The sequence below is a fragment of the Microbacterium sp. EST19A genome, from assembly GCF_019969685.1.
GTDB lineage: Bacteria > Actinomycetota > Actinomycetes > Actinomycetales > Microbacteriaceae > Microbacterium.
This window is the reverse complement of the sequence record NZ_JAHXYZ010000004.1, coordinates 141608-160598: the sequence shown is the minus strand read 5'-3', so window position 1 is coordinate 160598 and position 18991 is coordinate 141608. Positions and strand designations below refer to the sequence as shown.

Here is an 18991-nt window from a genome sequence, read left to right as displayed (position 1 = left end):
CGTCGGTTCCCCCCGGACACGAGCGTCAGATGTCGAAGCCGTCGGCGATCATCTCGACGAGCTCTTCCCGCTCCTCGACCGGGAGGAAGGCAGCCGCGGCCGCGTTGAACTGGAAGGTCTCGAGGTCGTCGAGGTCGTACTCGAACGCTTCGACGAGCAGGGCGAGCTCGCGGGTGAGCGACGTGGCGCTCATCGTGCGGTTGTCGACGTTGACCGTCACCGCGAAGCCGAGCTGGTAGAGCAGGTCGAACGGGTGGTCGGCGAGAGTGGTGCCCCACGCGGCGATCGCACCCGTCTGCAGGTTCGACGACGGCGACAGCTCCAGCGGGATCTCACGATCGCGCACCCAGCGGGCCAGCTCTCCGAACTGCACCTGCACCTCGTCGCCCTCCTGGGTGACGACCTGGAGGTCCTCGGCGATGCGCACGCCGTGCCCGAGGCGCAGCGCACGACCGTCGAGGAGGGCCGAGCGGATCGACGCGGGTCCTGCCGCCTCACCGGCGTGCACGGTCACCGGGAAGAAGTTCTCGGCGAGGTAGTCGAAGGCCTTGCGGTGGTTCGAGGGCGGGAAGCCGTCTTCGGGACCGGCGATGTCGAAGCCCACCGCACCGCGACCGCGGAAGTCGACCGCGAGCTCTGCGATCTCCAGCGACCGGTCCGTGTGGCGCATCGCGGTGATCAACTGGCCGACGCGGATGCTGCGTCCGTCGCGGTCCGCGGCGTCCTCGCCCTCCTCGATGCCCTGCTGCACGGCCTCGACCGTCTGCTCCAGCGTGAGACCGCGAGCGAGGTGCTGCTCCGGCGCCCAGCGCACCTCGCCGTAGATCACGCCGTCCGCGGCGAGGTCCTCAACGAACTCGCGCGCGACCCGCGTGAGACCCTCCTGGGTCTGCATCACGGCCGTGGTCAGGTCGAAGGTCTTCAGGTACTCGACCAGCGAACCCGAGTCGCTCTTCTTCGCGAACCAGGTGCCGAGAGCAGCCGGGTCGGTCTCGGGGACCTCGAGGCCGATGGCATCCGCCAGCTCGATGATCGTGGCGGGTCGCAGCGCGCCGTCGAGGTGGTCGTGCAGCGACACCTTCGGCAGACTGCGGAGGGAGATCCCCTGGATGGTGACGTCGCCGTTCGCATCGATCGACATGGTGATCCTCTCGGTCGCGGAAGTGCTCAGTTCAGGCTAGCGGTCGCGCGTCAGGCCGTGATGCGCTCGCGCACGATGGGTCCCGCTTCCGGAGCGTGATCTCCGATCGCCCACGAACCCTCGAGCGCCTCGAGCGCACGCGGGAACCGGGCCTCGTCGGCGGCGGACAGCGTGAACAGCGGCTGTCCGGCATCCACGCGATCGCCGGGCTTGGCGTGCAGGTCGATGCCGGCCTCGAAGATCACCGGATCCTCGGCCCTGGCGCGACCTGCTCCGAGCCGCCAGGCGGCGATGCCGAACGGCAGGGCGTCCATGCGGGTGACGACGCCGTCGGTCGGCGCGGTGACGACGTGCGTCTCGCGGGCGGTCGGCAGCGGAGCGTCCGGGTCGCCGTCCTGGGCTCGGATCATGGCCTTCCAGCTGTCCATCGCACGGCCGTCGTCGAGGGCGGCCTCCACGTCGGCATCCGGCTTCCCCGCGAGGGCGAGCATCTCCTGGGCGAGCGCGATGGTCAGCGCCCGCACGTCGGCGGGTCCGCCCCCGGCGAGGACCTCCACGGATTCGCGGACCTCGTTGGCGTTGCCGATCGCGAAGCCGAGAGGCACGTTCATATCCGTGAGCAGCGCCGTCGTGGCCACGCCCGAGTCCGTGCCCAGCGCGACCATGGTGCGGGCGAGCTCACGCGCACGGTCGATGTCCTGCATGAAGGCGCCAGAGCCGAACTTCACGTCCAGCACGAGAGCGTCCGTGCCCTCGGCGATCTTCTTCGACATGATGCTCGACGCGATCAGCGGGATCGCCTCGACCGTACCCGTCACGTCGCGGAGTGCGTAGAGCTTCTTGTCTGCGGGGGCGAGCCCGGAGCCTGCGGCGCAGATGACCGCGCCGACGTCTCCCTGCATCTGCGCGAAGATCTCCTCGTTGCTGAGCGCCGCACGCCAGCCGGGGATCGCCTCGAGCTTGTCGAGCGTGCCGCCGGTGTGGCCGAGCCCCCGACCGCTGAGCTGCGGGACCGCGACGCCGAACGACGCGACGAGCGGAGCGAGCGGGAGGGTGATCTTGTCGCCGACGCCGCCCGTGGAGTGCTTGTCGACGGTCTTCTTGCCGAGGGCGGCGAAGCTCATCCGCTCGCCCGACGCGATCATCGCATCGGTGAGGACGCGGATCTCGTCGCGCTCCATGCCGCGCTGGAAGATCGCCATCGCGAACGACGCCATCTGCGCGTCGGAGACGTAGCCGCGGGTGTAGGCGTCGACCATCCACCGCAGCGCCTTCTCGGGGACGGCGCCGCCGTCACGCTTGGCGCGGATGACATCCACCGCATCGTAGGGCTCGACGGTCATCGTGCGTCCTCCAGGTCTCGGGGGCCGAACGCATCCGGCAGCACCTCGTCGATCGTGCGGATGCCGGAGACGGTCTCCAGCAGCATGCCGGGCATCGCGTGCTCGAAGAGCAGCTGACGGCAGCGGCCGCACGGCATGATGGTCTGTCCGTCGTTGTTCACGCACACGAAGGCGACGAGCTGGCCGCCGCCCGACATGTGCAGATCGCCGACGAGAGCGCACTCCGCGCACAGCGTCACGCCGTAGGAGGCGTTCTCCACGTTGCAGCCGGCGACGATGCGGCCGTCTCCGACGAGCGCCGCCGCTCCCACGCGGTACCGCGAATACGGCGCGTACGCCTTGGTCATGGCATCCGTCGCCACCTGGCGCAGCTCGTCCCAGTCGATGTCCGTCATTGCGGTTCTTTCCTCTTTCGGCAGGACTATGACTTGATGTACGGCTTGCCGTCGGCGGCAGGCGCCTTGATCTGTCCGGCGAACCCGGCGACCGCGAGCAGAGTCACGACGTAGGGCAGCATCAGCATGAACTCGCCCGGGATGGGCGTCTTCAGGATCGACAAGAGGTTCTGCAGGTTCGTCGCGAAGCCGAACAGGAGCGCGGCCAGCGTCGCCCGGATCGGATCCCAGCGGCCGAAGATCACAGCGGCGAGAGCAATGAATCCGAGGCCGGCCGTCATGTCCTTCCCGAACTGGGGAACCGACACGAGCGTGAAGTACGCGCCGCCCATACCGGCGATCGCGCCGGCCAGCAGCACGTTCCAGAACCGGGTCGGGTTCACCTTGATGCCGACGGTGTCGGCGGCCTGCGGGTGCTCGCCCACGGCGCGCAGACGCAGACCCCAGCGGGTGCGGTACAGCCCCCAGGCCACGACGGCGACCGTGATGAACATCAGGTACCCGATGAACGTCTGGTTGAAGAGCACCGGTCCGATGATCGGGATGTCGCTCAGCAGCGGGATCTCGACGCGCGGGAACCGCTCCGGTGTGTTCAGCGTCGCCTCGTTGGGCGCGAGCAGCGCCCCGTAGAGGAAGCCGGTGAGACCGGTGACGAGCACGTTGAGCACGACACCGACGATGACCTGCTCGACGAGGTACTTGATCGCGAACGCGGCGAGCACGCTGGCGACCAGGACGCCGCCGATCATCGCACCGAGGAGGCCGACGAACGGGTTGCCCGTGATGCTCGACAGCAGCGCGGCCGAGAAGGCTCCGAGCAGCAGCTGTCCTTCGATGGCGACGTTCACGACACCGGCACGCTCGCCGATGACGCCGCCCAGGGCGCCGAACACGAGAGGCACAGACAGCGAAACCGCGCCGAAGAGCAGGCTGGTGACCGGGACGAGGCCGCCGGCCGACGCCCAGACGAGGAAGCCGAACACGGCGAGCACACTGTACGCCACGACCAGCCAGAGGGAGGGCTTGCGGTAGGTCCAGGCCAGAAGGAACGCTCCGACCGTCAGCACCACGAGGATGCCGAAGACGACCCAGAACGTGCTCGCCGTCGGCAGCGCGACGTCGGGCAGCGCGAGCGCCGAGGACTGATCCGAGAGCCGGAAGGTGCTGGTGCCGTCGCGCGGCACGAACACGAAGAGGAGCGCGAGGAGCGCGGTCGCCGCGGCGAGCACGATCGGAGCCTTGAGGTGGCGCTCCTTCACGGTCGCGAGCTGCACCGTGCCGTCAGCGGCCTGGGTCTGCACGAGAGACATCATGCCGTCACCGCCTTCTTCGCGGCCTTGGCTCGGAGCCTGGCCGCCTTCTCGATGTCGGTCTTCGGCAGGAAGAACACCGCACGCAGCAGCGGCGGTGCCGCGATGAACAGCACGACCAGGGACTGCACGACAAGGACGATGTCGACCGGGATGTCCTGCGCCTGCATCGAGAACGACCCCGCCTTGAGAGCGCCGAACAGGATGCCGGCGGCGAACGTGCCCCAGGCGCGGCTGCGCCCAAGGAGGGCGACGGTGATCGCATCGAAGCCGATGCCCGCGTCGATGGTCTCGGTGACGCCGGTGGTGACGGCGCCCTGGATCTGGTTCATGCCCGCGAGGCCCGCGAGACCACCGGCGAACAGCATCGCGTAGACGTAGATCCGCTGCACACTGATGCCCGCGGCACGTGCGGCATGCGGATTCTCGCCGACCGCCCGCATCCGCATTCCGAGCGAGGATCGCTCGATGAGCCACCAGACGAACAGCGTCGCCACGATCACGATCACGAATCCGAGGTCGAGCAGGGGGAACTGCGGTCCGAGCAGCGTCGGGAACTGCGCGCTCTCCGGCGTCGCCGACCCGAGCGCCTGGTTCGTCCCCGGCTTCTGCAGCAGTCCCGGCGTGCGGATCATCCACAGCAGCAGGTAGTACGCGATGTAGTTGAGCATGATCGTGAGGATCACCTCGTGCGCACCGGTACGGGCCTTGATGAGACCGGCGATCGCGCCCCAGAGAGCACCGCCGGCGATGCCGGCGATCAGGGTCACGGGGATGTGCAGCCAGATCGGCAGGTCGAGCGAGAAGGTCAGCAGCGCCGCGACCGCGACACCGATGAGCATCTGTCCACGGGCGCCGATGTTGAACAGGCCGACGCGGAACGCGAGCGCGACGCCGAGACCGGCGGCGATCAACGGAGCGGCGAATCCGAGGGTGTTGGTGAGCGGACGGATCTGCGCCGCGAAGTCGGCCCCGCGCGGGTTGAAGATCGCACCGCGGAACAGTGCCTCGTACCCGTTGTAGACCGCGTTCCACGCTGCCGCGATCGTGTCACCCGGTCGCGAGAAGAAGTACCCGGAGGCCTCCTGCACGTCGGTGTTGGTGAAGGCGATGAGGATGCCGCCGACGATCAGCGCCAGGACGATCGCGAGGATCGTCGTGACCGCGCTCCCGCGCAGCATCTCCTTGAGGATGACGTTGCCGCGCGGCGGCGGGGGCACGTCGGCCGAGTCGCGGGGAACCGTGCCGGTCGGCGTGCCGAGCTGCTCCGGGGGGATGCCCTTGGTCACGTCTCCCGCGCCGGGCGTCGATCCGCTCACGCCGCCACCTCTCCTTCGGCCGCTCCGGCCATCATGAGTCCGAGTGTCTCCCTGGGCGTGTCGCCGGGCACGATGCCGACGATCGCTCCGCGGTACATGACCGCGATCCGGTCGGCGAGGGCCGCGACCTCGTCGAGCTCGGTGGAGACGACGATCACGGGGACGCCGGAGTCCCGGGTCTCGATGATCCTCTTGTGGATGAATTCGATCGAGCCGACGTCGACGCCGCGGGTCGGCTGCGCGGCGACCAGCAGGCGCAGCTCGCGGCTCATCTCACGCGCGATGACGACCTTCTGCTGGTTACCGCCGGACAGCGTGCCCGCCGGCGTGTCCGGACCCTGGGTGCGGATGTCGTACTCGCGGATGCGCTCCCTCGCGAAGGTGTCGAGCACAGCGCGCAGGATCGTTCCGCCGCGGCTGAAGGTCCGGTCGTCCGTCCGGTCGAGGATCAGGTTCTCCGCGACGGAGAAACCGGCGACCAGTCCGTCCTCGGTACGGTCCTCGGGAACGAACCCGACACCGGCGTCGAGAATCGCCCGCACGCTCTTGCCGACGAGTTCGGTCCCGTCGAGCGTGATGCTCCCCTCCACGCGGGCGGCGAGGCCGACGATGGCCTCCACGAGCTCCGTCTGGCCGTTGCCCTGCACCCCGGCGATGGCGAGAACCTCGCCGGGGCGCACGACGAAGTCGATGCCGTCGACGACGATCGCGCCGGCGGGGGTGAGCACGCGCAGGCCCGAGACCTCGAGTCCGCCGTCGCCGAGACGGGGCGCGTCCTTGTGCACCGTGAGCTCGACAGCGCGTCCGACCATGAGCGAAGCCAGCTCGGCGTTCGTCGCCGAGGGCGATGCCTCGCCGACGACGCGTCCGAGACGGACGATCGTGATCTTGTCGGCGACCTCGCGCACCTCGCGCAGCTTGTGGGTGATGAAGACGATCGCGGTGCCCTCGTCGCGGAGCTGGCGCATGATGCCCATCAGCTCGTCGGTCTCCTGCGGGGTGAGCACCGCCGTCGGCTCGTCGAAGACCAGCACCTTGGCGTCGCGGGAGAGGGCCTTGATGATCTCGACGCGCTGCTGCACGCCGACCGGCAGGTCGCCGACGAGCGCGTCGGGGTCGATGTCGAACCCGAACCGCGCAGCGACCGATCGCACGTGCTCTCGCGCCTTCGCGATGTCGAGCGTGCCGAGGGCCTTGGTCTGTTCGTGGCCGAGCATCACGTTCTCGGCCACCGTGAAGACGGGGACGAGCATGAAGTGCTGGTGCACCATGCCGATGCCGGCCGCCATCGCGTCACCGGGGCCGCGGAAGCGCTGCACCACGTCGTCGAGGAGGATCTCGCCCTCGTCGGCCTGATACAGGCCGTAGAGGACGTTCATCAGGGTGGACTTCCCTGCGCCATTCTCACCGAGCAGCGCGTGGATCTGCCCCGGTTCGACCACCAGATCGATGTGGTCGTTGGCGACGAGAGTACCGAATCGCTTGGTGATGCCGCGAAGTTCGAGCTTCATATCTGCACCTTATCCAGAAGAGTCGTCGAGAAGGATCTTCGTCCGATCACAGTTCGGGGCGAGTGGCATCCTGCTCACCACTCGCCCCGCACTTGGACCGGCTGCGACTTACGGGGAGTTCTTCGACTCCACCGTGATGTCACCGGAGATGATCTGCTCCTGGAGTGCAGCGATCTCGTCGAGGAGACCATCCGGGAGCTTGCTCTCGAAGTCGCCGAATCCGGAGAGCTTGACGCCCTCGTTCTCGAGCGTTCCGACGTACGGAGCCGGGTCGAACTCGCCCGCGGCGGCGGCGGTGGTCGCGTCGTGAACGGCGACGTTGATCGCCTTCATGATCGAGAACATCGTGACGCCCGCGACGCTCGGGTCGGCGACGGCGAGGTCGCTGTCGACACCGATCATGAGCGTGTCCTTGCCGCTGTCGGCGATCGCCGCGGCAGCGCTCTGGTACACCGGGCCACCGACGGGCAGGAGCACGTCGACGCCCTGGTCGAGCACGCCCTGAGCCGTCTGCTTGGCGGTGTCGTTCGCGTCGAAGCCGCCCGTGAAGGAGCCCTCCTGCGTGGCGACGTCCCAGCCGAAGACCTCGACCGCGGCCGACTTGTCCTCGTTGTACTTGTCGACGCCGAGCGCGAAGCCGTCCATGAACACGGCGACGGACGGGATCTGCATTCCGCCGAAGGTGCCGACCTTGTTCACACCGCTCTGCGCGGACCAGCCGGCCGCGGCGTATCCGCCGAGGTAGGCGGCCTGAGCCGTGTCGAACACGAGCGGCTTGATGTTCGGAGCATCGGTGGTGCCGTCGAAGTCGGTGTCGGCGTAGTCGTCGATGATCGCGTAGTCGATCTCGGGGTTCGCGGTTGCCGACTCGACCGTCGCGGCGGCCAGCTTGAAGCCGACGGCGACGATGAGCGAGCAGCCTTCGGAGACCGCGGTCTCGAGGTTCGGCGCGTAATCGTTGTCGTTCGCCGACTCGAACTCGAGCGGCTTGACGTCGAGCTCTTCAGCGGCGCTGTCCATGCCCTCCTTGGCGGACTGGTTGAACGACTTGTCGTTCCAGCCGCCCGCGTCGGAGACGAGGCAGGGGAGGAAGTCGGAGTCAGCAGGCGCCCCGGAGCCCTCGGGCTCGGCGGCCGGTGCCTGGCCGCAGCCGGCGAGTGCGAAGACGACGCCAGCAGCGATGGTCGCGCCCAGCAGCTTCTTGGTGGTGGAGATGGTCAACTGATGCCTCCCATAGCGAAACCGCGTCCCTCGCGGATCGCTCAAAGTTACCTACTGTTTCAGCTTTTGTGCATACTCGCGCCGCACGTGCTGGCGAATGGTTACAAAGCTGAAATCAACACAGCCGATGAGCATCGGCCCGTGCTCATCAGAGCACGTCGCCCTGCCCGTTGAGCTTGAGCGACTCCACGACGCCCTTCACGCGCTGCGCGTGCTGCACCGTGGTGACCAGCAGCGCGTCGGGGGTGTCGACGACGACGATGTCCTGCACGCCCACGAGGCTGATCACGCGGGAGGTCTGACTGACCAGGATGCCGCTGGCCGCATCCGACAGCACGCGGGCGTTCGGGCCGAGGACGGCGAGGTCGTTCTTGCGCCCGTTCAGGATGAGCTTCGTCAGCGAGGCGAAGTCGCCGACGTCATCCCAGTCGAAGTGACCCGGCACGACGGCGAGCCGGCCGCGGCGGGCGGCGGGCTCCGCGACCGCGTAGTCGATGGCGATCTTCTTCAGACGCGGCCAGATCCGGTCGACGGCCGGGCCGCGGAGCTCGCGGTCGTCCCAGGCCTCGGCGAGTTCGAGGAGCCCCGCGTGGAGCTCGGGCTCGTTCGCGGCGAGTTCCTCCAGCAGCACGCTCGCCTTCGCGATGAACATGCCCGCATTCCAGAGGTAACCGCGATCGGTGAGGTACGCCTGCGCGGTCTCGAGGTCGGGCTTCTCGACGAAGCTCTCGACGAGAGCGGCTTCGCGGGCCCGCTCGACGACCAGCTCCGGGCCCTTCTTGATGTAGCCGAAGCCGATCGCAGGTTCGGTGGGGGCGATGCCGATCGTGCAGATGTAGCCCTCGCGTGCCACCTCCACGGCGTCGCGGACCGCGAACTCGAACACGCGGGTGCCGCGGATCACATGATCCGCGCTGAACGACCCGATGATCACATCGGGTTCGCGGCGGTGCAGGATCGCGGCGGCGAGCCCGATGGCGGCGGCGGACTCCCGGGGCTCCGACTCGAGGAAGACGTTGAGATCGTGGATGCCCGGAAGCTCCGCCTCGACGGCGGCACGGTGGGCACGGCCGGTGACGACGGCGATCCGGTCGGGGCCGGTGAGAGGCTCCAGCCGGTCCCAGGTGTCGCGCAGCAGCGAGTGGCCCGAGCCGGTGAGGTCGTGCAGGAACTTGGGTGCATCCGCACGTGAGAGCGGCCACAGCCGACTGCCGATGCCGCCGGCGGGGATCACCGCGTAGAAGTCCTTGATGGGCGAGGTCATCGTGCCAGCGTATCGGGGCGTCCTTCCGCGGCCTCCGAGACCTCGCAATATGCTGCGGCGCGCCCTGTGCAGCCGCTATGGTCGACGCCATGCGCCGGTCCCCCAGAAGCCTGCTCGTCCGCACCATCCGCGCGATCGCCGCGGCGCTCGCGGTGACGCTCGGGGCCGCGGTCCTCGCCCCGTCCGCCGCGTCCGCCGCCGGTGGCCCGGCCGGCGAGGTGTTCACCCTGACGAACGCCCAGCGCACGCAGGCAGGACTGCCCGCACTGGCATCCGACCCCGCGCTCGACGCGGCCGCGGCCGAGTGGGCGCAGCAGCTGGCGTCGTCGTGCACTTTCGAGCACAGCACGTCGGCGTGGCGCAGCTCGCGCGTCGCCGCGTTCGGCTGGGTCGCGACCGGTGAGAACATCGCGGCAGGGCAACCGGACGCGGCCTCGGTGGTGAACGGCTGGATGAACTCCAGCGGCCATCGCGCGAACATCCTCGACAAGCGGTACACCGGTCTCGGGGTCGGTTACGCGACGGGCACGTGCTACCGCACCTACTGGGTGCAGATCTTCGGCATCGGCTCCCCCGTCAAGCGGCTCTCGGGTGGCGCCGGCGACCTCACCGGCGACAAGGCCGGAGACATCCTCGCCCTGACCTCGACGGGCGACCTGTACATCTACCCGGGAACCGGGGCCGGCGGATTCCAGTCCCCCGTCGCCGCCGCCCCCGGCTGGGGAAGCCGGCCGTTCGCGACGCTCGGCGACTTCTCCGGTGACGGCATCCCCGACATCGCCCGGACCGAGGCCGACGGTCGGCTCATGCTGCACGCCGGCAACGGAAAGGGCGGCTTCCTCCCGCCCACGCAGATCGGCAACGGCTGGACGATGTTCTCGCAGCTCATCGGCGGCATCGACTTCACCGGCGACGCCCTGCCCGACGTGATCGGCCGCACACCGGGCGGCGACCTGTTCCTCTACCCGGGCAACGGCCGCAGCGGATGGCTCCCCGGCGGCGGGACGAAGATCGGCAACGGCTGGCAGACGATGGACCTGATGTTCCACGCCGGAGACTTCAACGGCGACGCGCGCGGCGACGTCATCGCCCGCAGACTCGACGGCACGCTCTGGATCTACCCCACCACAGGACGCGGGACCTGGGGCGCCGCGTCACAGATCGGCATCGGCTGGTCCTCCCTCACCGCGGTCTTCGGCGCCGGCGACTTCGACGGCAACGGCACGCAGGACATCGTCGCCCGCGCGAGCTCGGGCAGTCTCCTCCTCTACGGCGGCAACGGTCGCGGCAGCTTCGTCCCGACCAGGACGATCGGTGTCGGGTGGAACGGCATGAGCCAGATCGGCTGACCGCGAACCCGTCAGCTCTCTCGACGTCGAGATGACTTAGGTTCCCCTTCGTCGCTCCCCCGCTTCCGACGGGAATAGGATGGACAGCGATCGGGCGTGCCTGACACTTGCGCAGCACGCGACCGAGTCACATCGATCCAGGGAGGACGACCGTGTCCACAAGCGCTCGCTTGACACCGTCGATTTCGGAAACCACTTCCAAGACCCCCCGCGGCACCCTCTACCGGGGTCGCGAAGGCATGTGGTCGTGGGTGCTTCATCGCATCACCGGAGTCGCCATCTTCTTCTTCCTGTTGGTGCACGTGCTCGACACGGCGCTCATCAGGGTGTCGCCGGAGGCGTACAACGCCGTCATCGGCACGTACAAGAATCCGATCATGGCGCTCGGCGAGGTCGTGCTGGTCGCGGGCATCGTGTTCCACGCGATGAACGGGCTGCGCATCATCGCCGTCGACTTCTGGTCGAAGGGCGCCAAGTACCAGCGCCAGCTGTTCTGGGGCGTGCTCGCGGTGTGGGTCGTCATCATGGCCGGCTTCGTGCCCCGCCACCTGATGCTGGCATTCGCCGGATTCGGAGGGGGTCACTGATGGCCACGCAGACCGCCGTCGCCCCCGCCCGCCGTCAGCGCGGATTCAACCTCGAGAAGTGGGCCTGGATCTTCATGCGCCTCTCGGGCGTCGTGCTCGTGGTGCTGATCTTCGGCCACCTCTTCATCAACCTCATGGTCGGCGAGGGCATCCACGCCCTCGACTTCGCCTTCATCGCCGGCAAGTTCGCCACGCCGTTCTGGCAGTGGTGGGACGTGCTGATGCTGTGGCTCGCACTGATCCACGGCGGCAACGGCATGCGCACGATCGTCAACGACTATGTGACCAACGAGAAGGCGCGCAAGGCGCTCGTCTGGGCGATCGGCCTCGCCGCCGGCCTCCTCATCATCCTCGGCACGCTCGTCGTGTTCACGTTCGACCCGTGCCTGGGCGTCACAGAGGACAGCACCCTCTGGACCGAATGCGCCGCGCTGGTCGGGAACTGAGAAGAAGGCTAAAGAAGAAGTGACTACCGAGACCCAGGATTCCGTCGTGCGCGACGGCATTCACTACCACCAGTTCGACATCGTGATCGTGGGCGCCGGCGGCGCCGGAATGCGTGCCGCGATCGAGGCCGGACCCGGCGCCAAGACGGCCGTGATCTCCAAGCTGTACCCGACCCGCTCGCACACCGGTGCAGCGCAGGGCGGCATGGCGGCGGCCCTCGCCAACGTCGAGGAGGACTCCTGGGAGTGGCACACCTTCGACACCGTCAAGGGCGGCGACTACCTCGTCGACCAGGACGCGGCGGAGATCCTCGCCAAGGAGGCCATCGACGCGGTCATCGACCTCGAGAACATGGGTCTGCCGTTCAACCGCACGCCCGAGGGCAAGATCGACCAGCGCCGCTTCGGCGGCCACACCGCCGAGCACGGCAAGACGCCGGTGCGTCGCGCCTGCTACGCCGCCGACCGCACGGGCCACATGATCCTGCAGACGCTGTTCCAGAACTGCGTCAAGCTCGGCATCAACTTCTTCAACGAGTACTACGTGCTCGACCTGCTGACGGTGAAGGATGCCGACGGCAAGACCCAGGTCTCCGGCGTCGTCGCCTACGACCTCGCGACCGGAGAGCTCCACGTCTTCCAGGCCAAGGCCGTGATCTTCGCGACCGGCGGCTTCGGGAAGATCTTCAAGACCACGTCGAACGCGCACACCCTGACCGGTGACGGCGTCGGTATCGTCTGGCGCAAGGGACTCCCCCTCGAGGACCTCGAGTTCTTCCAGTTCCATCCGACAGGACTCGCCGGTCTCGGCATCCTGCTCACGGAGGGCGCCCGTGGTGAGGGCGCGATCCTGCGCAACGCCTCGGGCGAGCGCTTCATGGAGCGCTACGCCCCCACCATCAAGGACCTCGCTCCGCGTGACATCGTCGCCCGCTGCATGGTGCAGGAGGTCCTCGACGGCCGCGGCGCCGGGCCCCACAAGGATTACGTGCTGCTGGACTGCACGCACCTGGGCGCCGAGGTGCTCGAGACCAAGCTCCCCGACATCACCGAGTTCGCCCGCACCTACCTGGGCGTCGACCCGGTCGTCGAGCCGGTGCCCGTGATGCCGACAGCCCACTACGCCATGGGCGGCATCCCGACGAACAACGACGCCGAGGTCCTGGCCGACAACGACACGGTCGTTCCCGGTCTGTACGCCGCCGGCGAATGCGCCTGCGTCTCGGTGCACGGCGCCAACCGTCTGGGCACCAACTCGCTGCTCGACATCAACGTCTTCGGCAAGCGCGCCGGACGCGCGGCGGTCGAGTACGTGAAGACGGCGGAGTTCGTGCCGCTGCCCGAGAACCCGGCCGACTTCGTCTCCGGCATGCTCGAGGACCTGCGCAACAACCAGGGCACCGAGCGCATCGCGGTGCTCCGCAAGACGCTGCAGGACGAGATGGACAAGGGCGCGCAGGTGTTCCGCACGCACGAGTCCCTCGAGCACGTGCTCGGCGTCATCAAGGAGCTGCGCGACCGGTACAAGAACGTGCACGTCGACGACAAGGGCAAGCGGTTCAACACCGACCTGCTCGAAGCCGTCGAGCTGGGCTTCCTCCTCGACATCGCCGAGGTCGTCGTCTACGCCGCGCAGAACCGCGAGGAGAGCCGTGGCGGCCACATGCGCGACGACTTCCCGAAGCGCAACGACGAGAAGTACATGCAGCACACGATGGCGTACCTGACCGGCGACCCGCACTCGTCGACGCCGAGCGATCACATCAAGCTCGATTGGAAGCCCGTCGTGTTCACGAAGAACGAGCAGGGCGAGTTCAACTACCCGCCGATGGAGAGGAAGTACTGAGCATGTCGACTGCCATCGCAGAAGCGCCTGCCGACACGACCGAAGAGACCGGCATCCAGTCCTTCATCGTCACCTTCAACATCCGCCGGTTCGACCCCGAGGTCGACGCCGAGCCGCACTGGGTCGACTACGACGTGGAGCTGTACTCCACCGACCGCGTGCTCGACGCCCTGCACAAGATCAAGTGGGAGGTCGACGGCTCGCTCACGTTCCGCCGCTCGTGCGCCCACGGCATCTGCGGTTCCGACGCGATGCGCATCAACGGACGCAACCGCCTCGCCTGCAAGACGCTGATCAAGGACCTCGACATCTCGAAGCCGATCTACGTCGAGGCCATCAAGGGCCTCCCGCTCGAGAAGGACCTCGTCGTCGACATGGAGCCGTTCTTCGCCTCCTACCGCGAGGTGCAGCCGTTCCTCGTCGCCAGCTCCGTGCCGGAGAAGGGCAAGGAGCGCGTCCAGACGATCGCCGACCGCGAGATCTTCGACGACACCACCAAGTGCATCCTGTGCGCCGCGTGCACCTCGTCGTGCCCCGTGTTCTGGACCGACGGCCAGTACTTCGGCCCGGCGGCGATCGTGAACGCGCACCGCTTCATCTTCGACTCGCGCGACGATAACGCCGCGGTGCGCCTCGACATCCTCAACGACAAGGAAGGCGTGTGGCGCTGCCGCACGACCTTCAACTGCTCCGAGGCGTGCCCCCGTGGCATCGAGGTCACCAAGGCCATCGCCGAGGTCAAGCAGGCGGTCCTGCGCGGCCGTCCCTGACGCACCGGATGACGCGGAGAACGGGCGGGTTCCCCACGGGAGCCCGCCCGTTCTCGTCGTGTGGATAGGGTGAGAACGTGTCTGATCCCGATGGCGCTCTCACCGAGCCCCGCCGCCTCGATGCGGCCGTCGAACGCGCGACCGCGCTGACGCATCGGACGCTCGCGCTGTTCCCCGTGCGCGTCTGGCGTCACTTCCTGCAGCACAACGGATTCCTCCTCGCCGCGGGAGTGAGTTACCAGGCGCTCTTCGCCATCTTCGCTGCGATCTACCTCGCCTTCGCCATCGCCGGTCTCTGGCTCGGCGGCAGCTCGATGGCGGTCGACCGCGTGATCGATTTCATCAACCTCTACATTCCGAATCTGATCAAGGATCAGGGGGGCGTGTTCACGCCCGCTCAAGTGCAGGAGATCGCTGACAAGACGACCGGTGTTCTCAGCATCACCGGTCTGATCGCCCTGGGCACGGTGATCTGGACGGCCATCGGCTGGGTGACGTTCTCTCGCCGTGCCACCAGAGACATCTTCGGTCTGCCGCCCGATCTGCGCAGCTACGTGCTCCTGAAGGCGCGAGACCTGCTGGCCGCCCTGATCTTCGGCGTCGCGCTCATCGCCGGTTCGATACTCAGCTCGGCCAGCGCCGCGGCGCTGAGCTGGATACTGAGCCTCCTGGGATGGGATTCGGGATCGGACGGGCTGAACCTCAGCATCCGCATCGGCACCGTCGTGGTGTCCTTCGCTCTGCTCACCGCTGCTCTCGCGGCCATGGTGCGCTTTCTGACCGGAACCTCGCTGCAGTGGAGCATCATCTGGCCGGGCGCCCTTCTCGGCGGCGGTGCGATGACCGTCCTCCAGTTCGGAGCGGGATTCCTCCTGAGTTACACCCCGACCAATCCCCTGCTCGCCACCTTCGCGATCTTCGTCGGCCTTCTGCTGTGGTTCCGCATCAATGGGGTCGTGATGCTGGTCGCATCCTCGTGGATCGCGGTCGCCGCGCAGGATCGCGATCTGCCCCTGCTTGCGCAGACGGAGGCGGAACGACGCGCGGCCGAGCATCAGACGCTGCTGCTGGCAGCCCACATCCGCCTGCGGGAGGCGGAAGCCGCGCAACGCGACGCTCCCTGGTATCGCGCCTGGTCGGCGGCGCGGACGGCACGCGAGGCGCGGGCACAGCTCGCAGCGGTCGAAGCCTCGGCGCCCCCTGCCGCCGACGCCGCCCTTCCGCTCGCCCAGCGGCTCCTGACGGAGCTCCAGCGTCCGTCTCGGGATGTCGGCGGCCCTCGATAGGCTGGGAATCATGCCTCATCTGCGTATCGCCACGGTCAATGTCAACGGAATCCGGGCGGCTGCCCGCAACGGTATGAGCTCGTGGCTCGATGCGGCAGACATCGACATCCTCACGCTTCAAGAGGTCCGTGGGCAGGACGAGCACCTCGAGGCCGCACTGCCGGGCTGGTCCCTCGTGCACGACGAGGCGACGGCCAAGGGCCGCGCGGGCGTCGCGATCGCCAGTCGCACTCCGGCGCTCGCCTCACGCACGGCCCTCGGCCCCGACGACTTCGATTCGAAGGGGCGCTGGATCGAGGCCGACTTCGTGATCGGCGACCGACCGATCACCGTCGTGAGCGCATACGTGCACTCCGGTGAGGCCGACACCCCGAAGCAGGACGAGAAGTGGAAGTTCCTCGACGCGTTCGGCACCCGTCTGGCCGAGCTGGGCGCCGATGACGCCTTGGCGCTCGTCACCGGTGACCTCAACGTCGGTCACCGCGAGCTCGACATCAAGAACTGGCGCGGCAACCGCAAGAAGGCGGGATTCCTCCCGCGCGAACGCGCGTATTTCGATCGTTTTCTCGGGGAGGCCGGCACGCAGGTCACCGGAGTCGACGGCTCGGTGGGCACCGGGCTCGGCTGGGTCGACGTCGGCCGCCGCTTCCACGGCGAGGTCGATGGCCCGTACACCTGGTGGTCGATGCGCGGTCAGGCCTTCGACAACGACTCGGGCTGGCGCATCGACTACCACCTCGCGACGCCGGCACTCGCCGATCGCGTGCAGACCTACCACGTCGCTCGCGCCGCCGCGTACGACCAGCGCTGGAGCGATCACGCGCCGGTCGTCGTCGACTACACCTACTGAGGCCTCAGGGCTCAGGCCGTGAGCAGAGCAGCGATCAGAGCGACCGCGACGACCACGTAGAAGATCAGGCTGACGGAGTAGGCACGAGCCCGGAGGCCCGAGCGGAAGATCAGCGGGACGACGAACGCGAGCGCGATCCCCGCGACCAGGGCGAGGAACGTGCCGAAGATGAGCCCGTATCCGTGTGGATCCCCTGCGCCTGAGCCGAATCGGCTGCTCAACGCCATCCACGCGAACAGCAGGAACGGGATGCCGATGACGGCTGTCAGCACGATGCCGGCGATGCGCACGGCCCGTGCGACCGCGGGGTTCGGCGTGTCACGCATGGGGGCAGTCTACGGCGACGACGCCGCCACGGGGTCGTCGCTGTAGCGGTACCAGCCGCGGTACTCGAGGATCGTTCCGACCAGCGGGTTCGTGGCCCGCATCTCGATCGTGCGACGCTGATTGCCCTCGTCCCAGCCGTCCTCGAGATCGACGGCGATGCCGAGGACGCCGCGCAGGGCGAAGCGTCGTCCCCACAGCCGCAATGCGATCCGGCGCGTCCGCATCCGCAAGAACCCCTCCGCCGTCACGCTGCATTCCTCGATGAGCTCCACGCGTCCGCGTGTTCCGAGCAGGTTCCGCACGAGCCCCGGCACCACGCTTTCGGTGACCCGGTCGACGACGAACTGCGTGCCTCCCGGAAAGTGGAACTCCCGCGTGGAGTCGAGTGTCGCCCGACCTCTCGAGGTGCGGCCGGAGCGCGTGAGCAGGGAGAACGGTATGTCGCGCCCGAACCGGGTGAGCATCATCCGCGGACCCACCACCGGCACCGCGATGACGCCCAGCCGTCCGAAGCGACTGCCGGCCATCGCAAACACGCCCTCCGCCCTGTCGAGCGTCACCGTGGCCCGCATCTGCGCGAGGATCTGAGGGTGGAGGCGCTCGGCATCCGCCCCCAGTGCCGCCAGGAACACGTCGCCGCGAGCGATCACTCGCGAGCCTCCTCGCGAGTGGGCTTCACCGTCTCGGGCGCATCCACTCCCTCGGGGAAATCGCAGACGAAACTCCCCCGATAGCCGAAGAGGAAACCGAGGATGTCGTTGCGCACCTCCAGATCGATCACGAAGCAGTCGTTCTCGTCGTCGAACCGCTCGATCAGGTGGGCGCGACCGCTGAGGAACATCGGGAAGCGGAACGCGATCGGACCCTCGTAGAAGCGCTGCGCCCCGGAGGTCAGGCGCAGGCCGCCGTCTTCGGTGACCGCGAGGTCGAGGTCGACGGCGAGGTGCTGATGGGTTCCGAGGTAATCGACGACTCTCTGCCGCCTCGCGCTGTAGATCATGGTCGCGTCGAAACGTCGACGGCGGCCCGGTCGCATCGTCATCGTCCGCACGAAGGTGACGGTCTCCCGGCCGAGGCTGTCGATGTATGCGTGATTGTCGATCTGGAACGGCACGTCTCGTCCCCTCTCCGGGAACATGATGTTGCGCATGGTCCCGATCGCGAGGAACGGGCGCGTCCACCACGGACCGCGTCGCACCTCGCTCATCACGCCACGGCCGACGCAGCCGTATCCCGCTTCGACGCCGACCCCGAAGCGCCTCTGCATCTGCGGATGCAGGCGCGCGAAGTCCGCGCCGAGCGCGCGTTCGAAGACTCCCTGGACGCCGGTCACGCGCTGATCACATCCAGCGATGCCGGCGCGTTCTGCATGATGGTGCGTCCGCGTGTGTGCGTCGGCCGCGAGAGGCAGCGGCGTGCGTGCGCCCTCGGTCTGCTGCCCGGAATGAGCGACCGCCACCAGCCCGTGCGTTCCGGCGGAACGCCGTCTTCCGCCCACAGGCGCAGCCGGTCGAAGCTCCACGCGGTGAGCCACCAGACGAAACGACGCGTCACGAGCGGATCGAGAACGCGCCCGAGTCGGCCCCAACCCGGCTCGTAGTCGTAGCCGGTGAGGAAGCGCACCCCCTCCTCGGTCGGGATGTAACGCCAGTATCCGCGGCCGGCGCCCAGGGGAGAGAAGCGGTCGCCGGTGTCGAAGGCCAGAGCCGAGGTGCGCTCGCCCGCTCGTCCTCGGCGGTCACCGAGCGAGACCCCCGTTCCACGGATGGTGTGGATTCCGAGGTCGAGCTCGTACCGGAACTCCTGCGCACCGTCGTCCCGCCGGCTCGTGGGGACGATCGCCGAGAAGCGACCGTCCCAGCGCACATGCTGCTCGGGAGACTGCGTGAGTTCCCACACCCTCTCGAGCGGGGCGTCGATGAGGATCTCGACGTACAGGGCGCGATCCCGGCTCCCGCGGTCGCGCGACGTCCCCTCGGCGGCTTTCATCATGCCCTCAGCGTAGGACGCCGCACGGGCCGAACCG

At 68.2% G+C, this 18991-nt stretch carries 19 protein-coding genes; 7 read left to right on the top strand and 12 right to left on the bottom strand.

The annotated features are described in order from the left end of the window. Nucleotides 1-25: 25 nt before the first annotated feature. The 8 genes from LC452_RS19740 to LC452_RS19705 all read right to left on the bottom strand — a co-directional run bounded on the left by LC452_RS19740 (nucleotide 26) and on the right by LC452_RS19705 (nucleotide 9504). Nucleotides 26-1141 carry an adenosine deaminase gene (locus LC452_RS19740; RefSeq protein ID WP_223628436.1) on the bottom strand — a complete coding sequence of 372 codons (1116 nt, stop codon included), beginning with the start codon at nucleotides 1139-1141 and terminating at the stop codon, nucleotides 26-28. Between the two features lie 50 nt (nucleotides 1142-1191). Then, complete coding sequence (locus LC452_RS19735) at nucleotides 1192-2484, bottom strand: thymidine phosphorylase (RefSeq protein WP_223628435.1); 1293 nt, start codon at nucleotides 2482-2484, stop codon at nucleotides 1192-1194. After that, nucleotides 2481-2903, bottom strand: coding sequence for a cytidine deaminase (locus tag LC452_RS19730; protein WP_263294355.1), 423 nt, complete (start codon nucleotides 2901-2903; stop codon nucleotides 2481-2483). Before LC452_RS19730 ends, LC452_RS19735 begins: the two co-directional genes overlap by 4 nt. 2 nt (nucleotides 2904-2905) lie before the next feature. Beyond that, nucleotides 2906-4189: an ABC transporter permease gene (locus LC452_RS19725; protein WP_374197791.1), complete on the bottom strand. Its 1284-nt coding sequence runs from the start codon at nucleotides 4187-4189 to the stop codon at nucleotides 2906-2908. Next, on the bottom strand, nucleotides 4189-5508 hold the full coding sequence (locus LC452_RS19720) for an ABC transporter permease (protein ID WP_223628432.1): 1320 nt from the start codon (nucleotides 5506-5508) through the stop codon (nucleotides 4189-4191). Before LC452_RS19720 ends, LC452_RS19725 begins: the two co-directional genes overlap by 1 nt. Further along, entirely contained in the window at nucleotides 5505-7019 is a 1515-nt protein-coding gene (locus LC452_RS19715) for an ABC transporter ATP-binding protein (protein ID WP_223628430.1), read from the bottom strand. Before LC452_RS19715 ends, LC452_RS19720 begins: the two co-directional genes overlap by 4 nt. A 108-nt stretch (nucleotides 7020-7127) precedes the next feature. Next, on the bottom strand, nucleotides 7128-8240 hold the full coding sequence (locus tag LC452_RS19710; protein WP_223628429.1) for a BMP family protein: 1113 nt from the start codon (nucleotides 8238-8240) through the stop codon (nucleotides 7128-7130). 148 nt (nucleotides 8241-8388) lie between these two features. After that, nucleotides 8389-9504 (bottom strand): mannose-1-phosphate guanylyltransferase, encoded by a 1116-nt coding sequence (locus LC452_RS19705; protein ID WP_223628427.1) that lies wholly within the window; start codon nucleotides 9502-9504, stop codon nucleotides 8389-8391. 89 nt (nucleotides 9505-9593) lie between these two features. Between LC452_RS19705 and LC452_RS19700 the strand changes: the two genes are divergently transcribed. The 7 genes from LC452_RS19700 to LC452_RS19670 all read left to right on the top strand — a co-directional run bounded on the left by LC452_RS19700 (nucleotide 9594) and on the right by LC452_RS19670 (nucleotide 16638). Then, nucleotides 9594-10853 (top strand): FG-GAP-like repeat-containing protein, encoded by a 1260-nt coding sequence (locus LC452_RS19700; protein ID WP_223628426.1) that lies wholly within the window; start codon nucleotides 9594-9596, stop codon nucleotides 10851-10853. A 152-nt stretch (nucleotides 10854-11005) separates the two neighbouring features. Next, on the top strand, nucleotides 11006-11440 hold the full coding sequence (gene sdhC, locus LC452_RS19695; RefSeq protein ID WP_116636409.1) for a succinate dehydrogenase, cytochrome b556 subunit: 435 nt from the start codon (nucleotides 11006-11008) through the stop codon (nucleotides 11438-11440). Then, nucleotides 11440-11886, top strand: a complete 447-nt coding sequence (locus tag LC452_RS19690; RefSeq protein ID WP_223628424.1) for a succinate dehydrogenase hydrophobic membrane anchor subunit — start codon at nucleotides 11440-11442, stop codon at nucleotides 11884-11886. The genes sdhC and LC452_RS19690 overlap by 1 nt, the downstream gene beginning before the upstream one ends. A 19-nt stretch (nucleotides 11887-11905) precedes the next feature. Beyond that, nucleotides 11906-13732 carry a succinate dehydrogenase flavoprotein subunit gene (gene sdhA / locus LC452_RS19685; RefSeq protein ID WP_223628422.1) on the top strand — a complete coding sequence of 609 codons (1827 nt, stop codon included), beginning with the start codon at nucleotides 11906-11908 and terminating at the stop codon, nucleotides 13730-13732. Nucleotides 13733-13734: 2 nt separating this feature from the next. Beyond that, nucleotides 13735-14502: a succinate dehydrogenase iron-sulfur subunit gene (locus LC452_RS19680; RefSeq protein ID WP_223628421.1), complete on the top strand. Its 768-nt coding sequence runs from the start codon at nucleotides 13735-13737 to the stop codon at nucleotides 14500-14502. 77 nt (nucleotides 14503-14579) lie between these two features. Then, a complete protein-coding gene (locus LC452_RS19675) occupies nucleotides 14580-15788 on the top strand; it encodes a YihY/virulence factor BrkB family protein (RefSeq protein WP_223628419.1) in 1209 nt (402 codons plus the stop codon). 10 nt (nucleotides 15789-15798) lie between these two features. Then, the gene (locus LC452_RS19670; protein ID WP_223628417.1) at nucleotides 15799-16638 is read left to right on the top strand and encodes an exodeoxyribonuclease III; all 840 of its coding nucleotides are present in this window, start codon (nucleotides 15799-15801) and stop codon (nucleotides 16636-16638) included. Between the two features lie 11 nt (nucleotides 16639-16649). On the opposite strand, the gene LC452_RS19665 is transcribed toward LC452_RS19670, so the two are convergent. From LC452_RS19665 to LC452_RS19650, 4 genes are read right to left on the bottom strand one after another with little or no spacing between them, the layout of a single operon-like run. After that, the gene (locus LC452_RS19665; protein WP_223628416.1) at nucleotides 16650-16964 is read right to left on the bottom strand and encodes a hypothetical protein; all 315 of its coding nucleotides are present in this window, start codon (nucleotides 16962-16964) and stop codon (nucleotides 16650-16652) included. Between the two features lie 9 nt (nucleotides 16965-16973). After that, nucleotides 16974-17615: a DUF4166 domain-containing protein gene (locus LC452_RS19660; protein WP_223628414.1), complete on the bottom strand. Its 642-nt coding sequence runs from the start codon at nucleotides 17613-17615 to the stop codon at nucleotides 16974-16976. Beyond that, complete coding sequence (locus LC452_RS19655) at nucleotides 17612-18298, bottom strand: DUF4166 domain-containing protein (protein ID WP_223628413.1); 687 nt, start codon at nucleotides 18296-18298, stop codon at nucleotides 17612-17614. Before LC452_RS19655 ends, LC452_RS19660 begins: the two co-directional genes overlap by 4 nt. Beyond that, a complete protein-coding gene (locus LC452_RS19650) occupies nucleotides 18295-18957 on the bottom strand; it encodes an SRPBCC family protein (protein ID WP_223628411.1) in 663 nt (220 codons plus the stop codon). Before LC452_RS19650 ends, LC452_RS19655 begins: the two co-directional genes overlap by 4 nt. Between the last annotated feature and the right edge of the window lie 34 nt (nucleotides 18958-18991).

What these genes read in the sequence shown, in the direction of transcription:
- LC452_RS19740 (WP_223628436.1), bottom strand. Translation starts at nt 1,141, where the DNA reads ATGTCGATCGATGCGAACGGCGACGTCACCATCCAGGGGATCTCCCTC.
- LC452_RS19735 (WP_223628435.1), bottom strand. Translation starts at nt 2,484, where the DNA reads ATGACCGTCGAGCCCTACGATGCGGTGGATGTCATCCGCGCCAAGCGT.
- LC452_RS19725 (WP_374197791.1), bottom strand. Translation starts at nt 4,189, where the DNA reads ATGTCTCTCGTGCAGACCCAGGCCGCTGACGGCACGGTGCAGCTCGCG.
- LC452_RS19715 (WP_223628430.1), bottom strand. Translation starts at nt 7,019, where the DNA reads ATGAAGCTCGAACTTCGCGGCATCACCAAGCGATTCGGTACTCTCGTC.
- LC452_RS19705 (WP_223628427.1), bottom strand. Translation starts at nt 9,504, where the DNA reads ATGACCTCGCCCATCAAGGACTTCTACGCGGTGATCCCCGCCGGCGGC.
- LC452_RS19700 (WP_223628426.1), top strand. Translation starts at nt 9,594, where the DNA reads ATGCGCCGGTCCCCCAGAAGCCTGCTCGTCCGCACCATCCGCGCGATC.
- LC452_RS19690 (WP_223628424.1), top strand. Translation starts at nt 11,440, where the DNA reads ATGGCCACGCAGACCGCCGTCGCCCCCGCCCGCCGTCAGCGCGGATTC.
- LC452_RS19680 (WP_223628421.1), top strand. Translation starts at nt 13,735, where the DNA reads ATGTCGACTGCCATCGCAGAAGCGCCTGCCGACACGACCGAAGAGACC.
- LC452_RS19670 (WP_223628417.1), top strand. Translation starts at nt 15,799, where the DNA reads ATGCCTCATCTGCGTATCGCCACGGTCAATGTCAACGGAATCCGGGCG.
- LC452_RS19665 (WP_223628416.1), bottom strand. Translation starts at nt 16,964, where the DNA reads ATGCGTGACACGCCGAACCCCGCGGTCGCACGGGCCGTGCGCATCGCC.
- LC452_RS19650 (WP_223628411.1), bottom strand. Translation starts at nt 18,957, where the DNA reads ATGATGAAAGCCGCCGAGGGGACGTCGCGCGACCGCGGGAGCCGGGAT.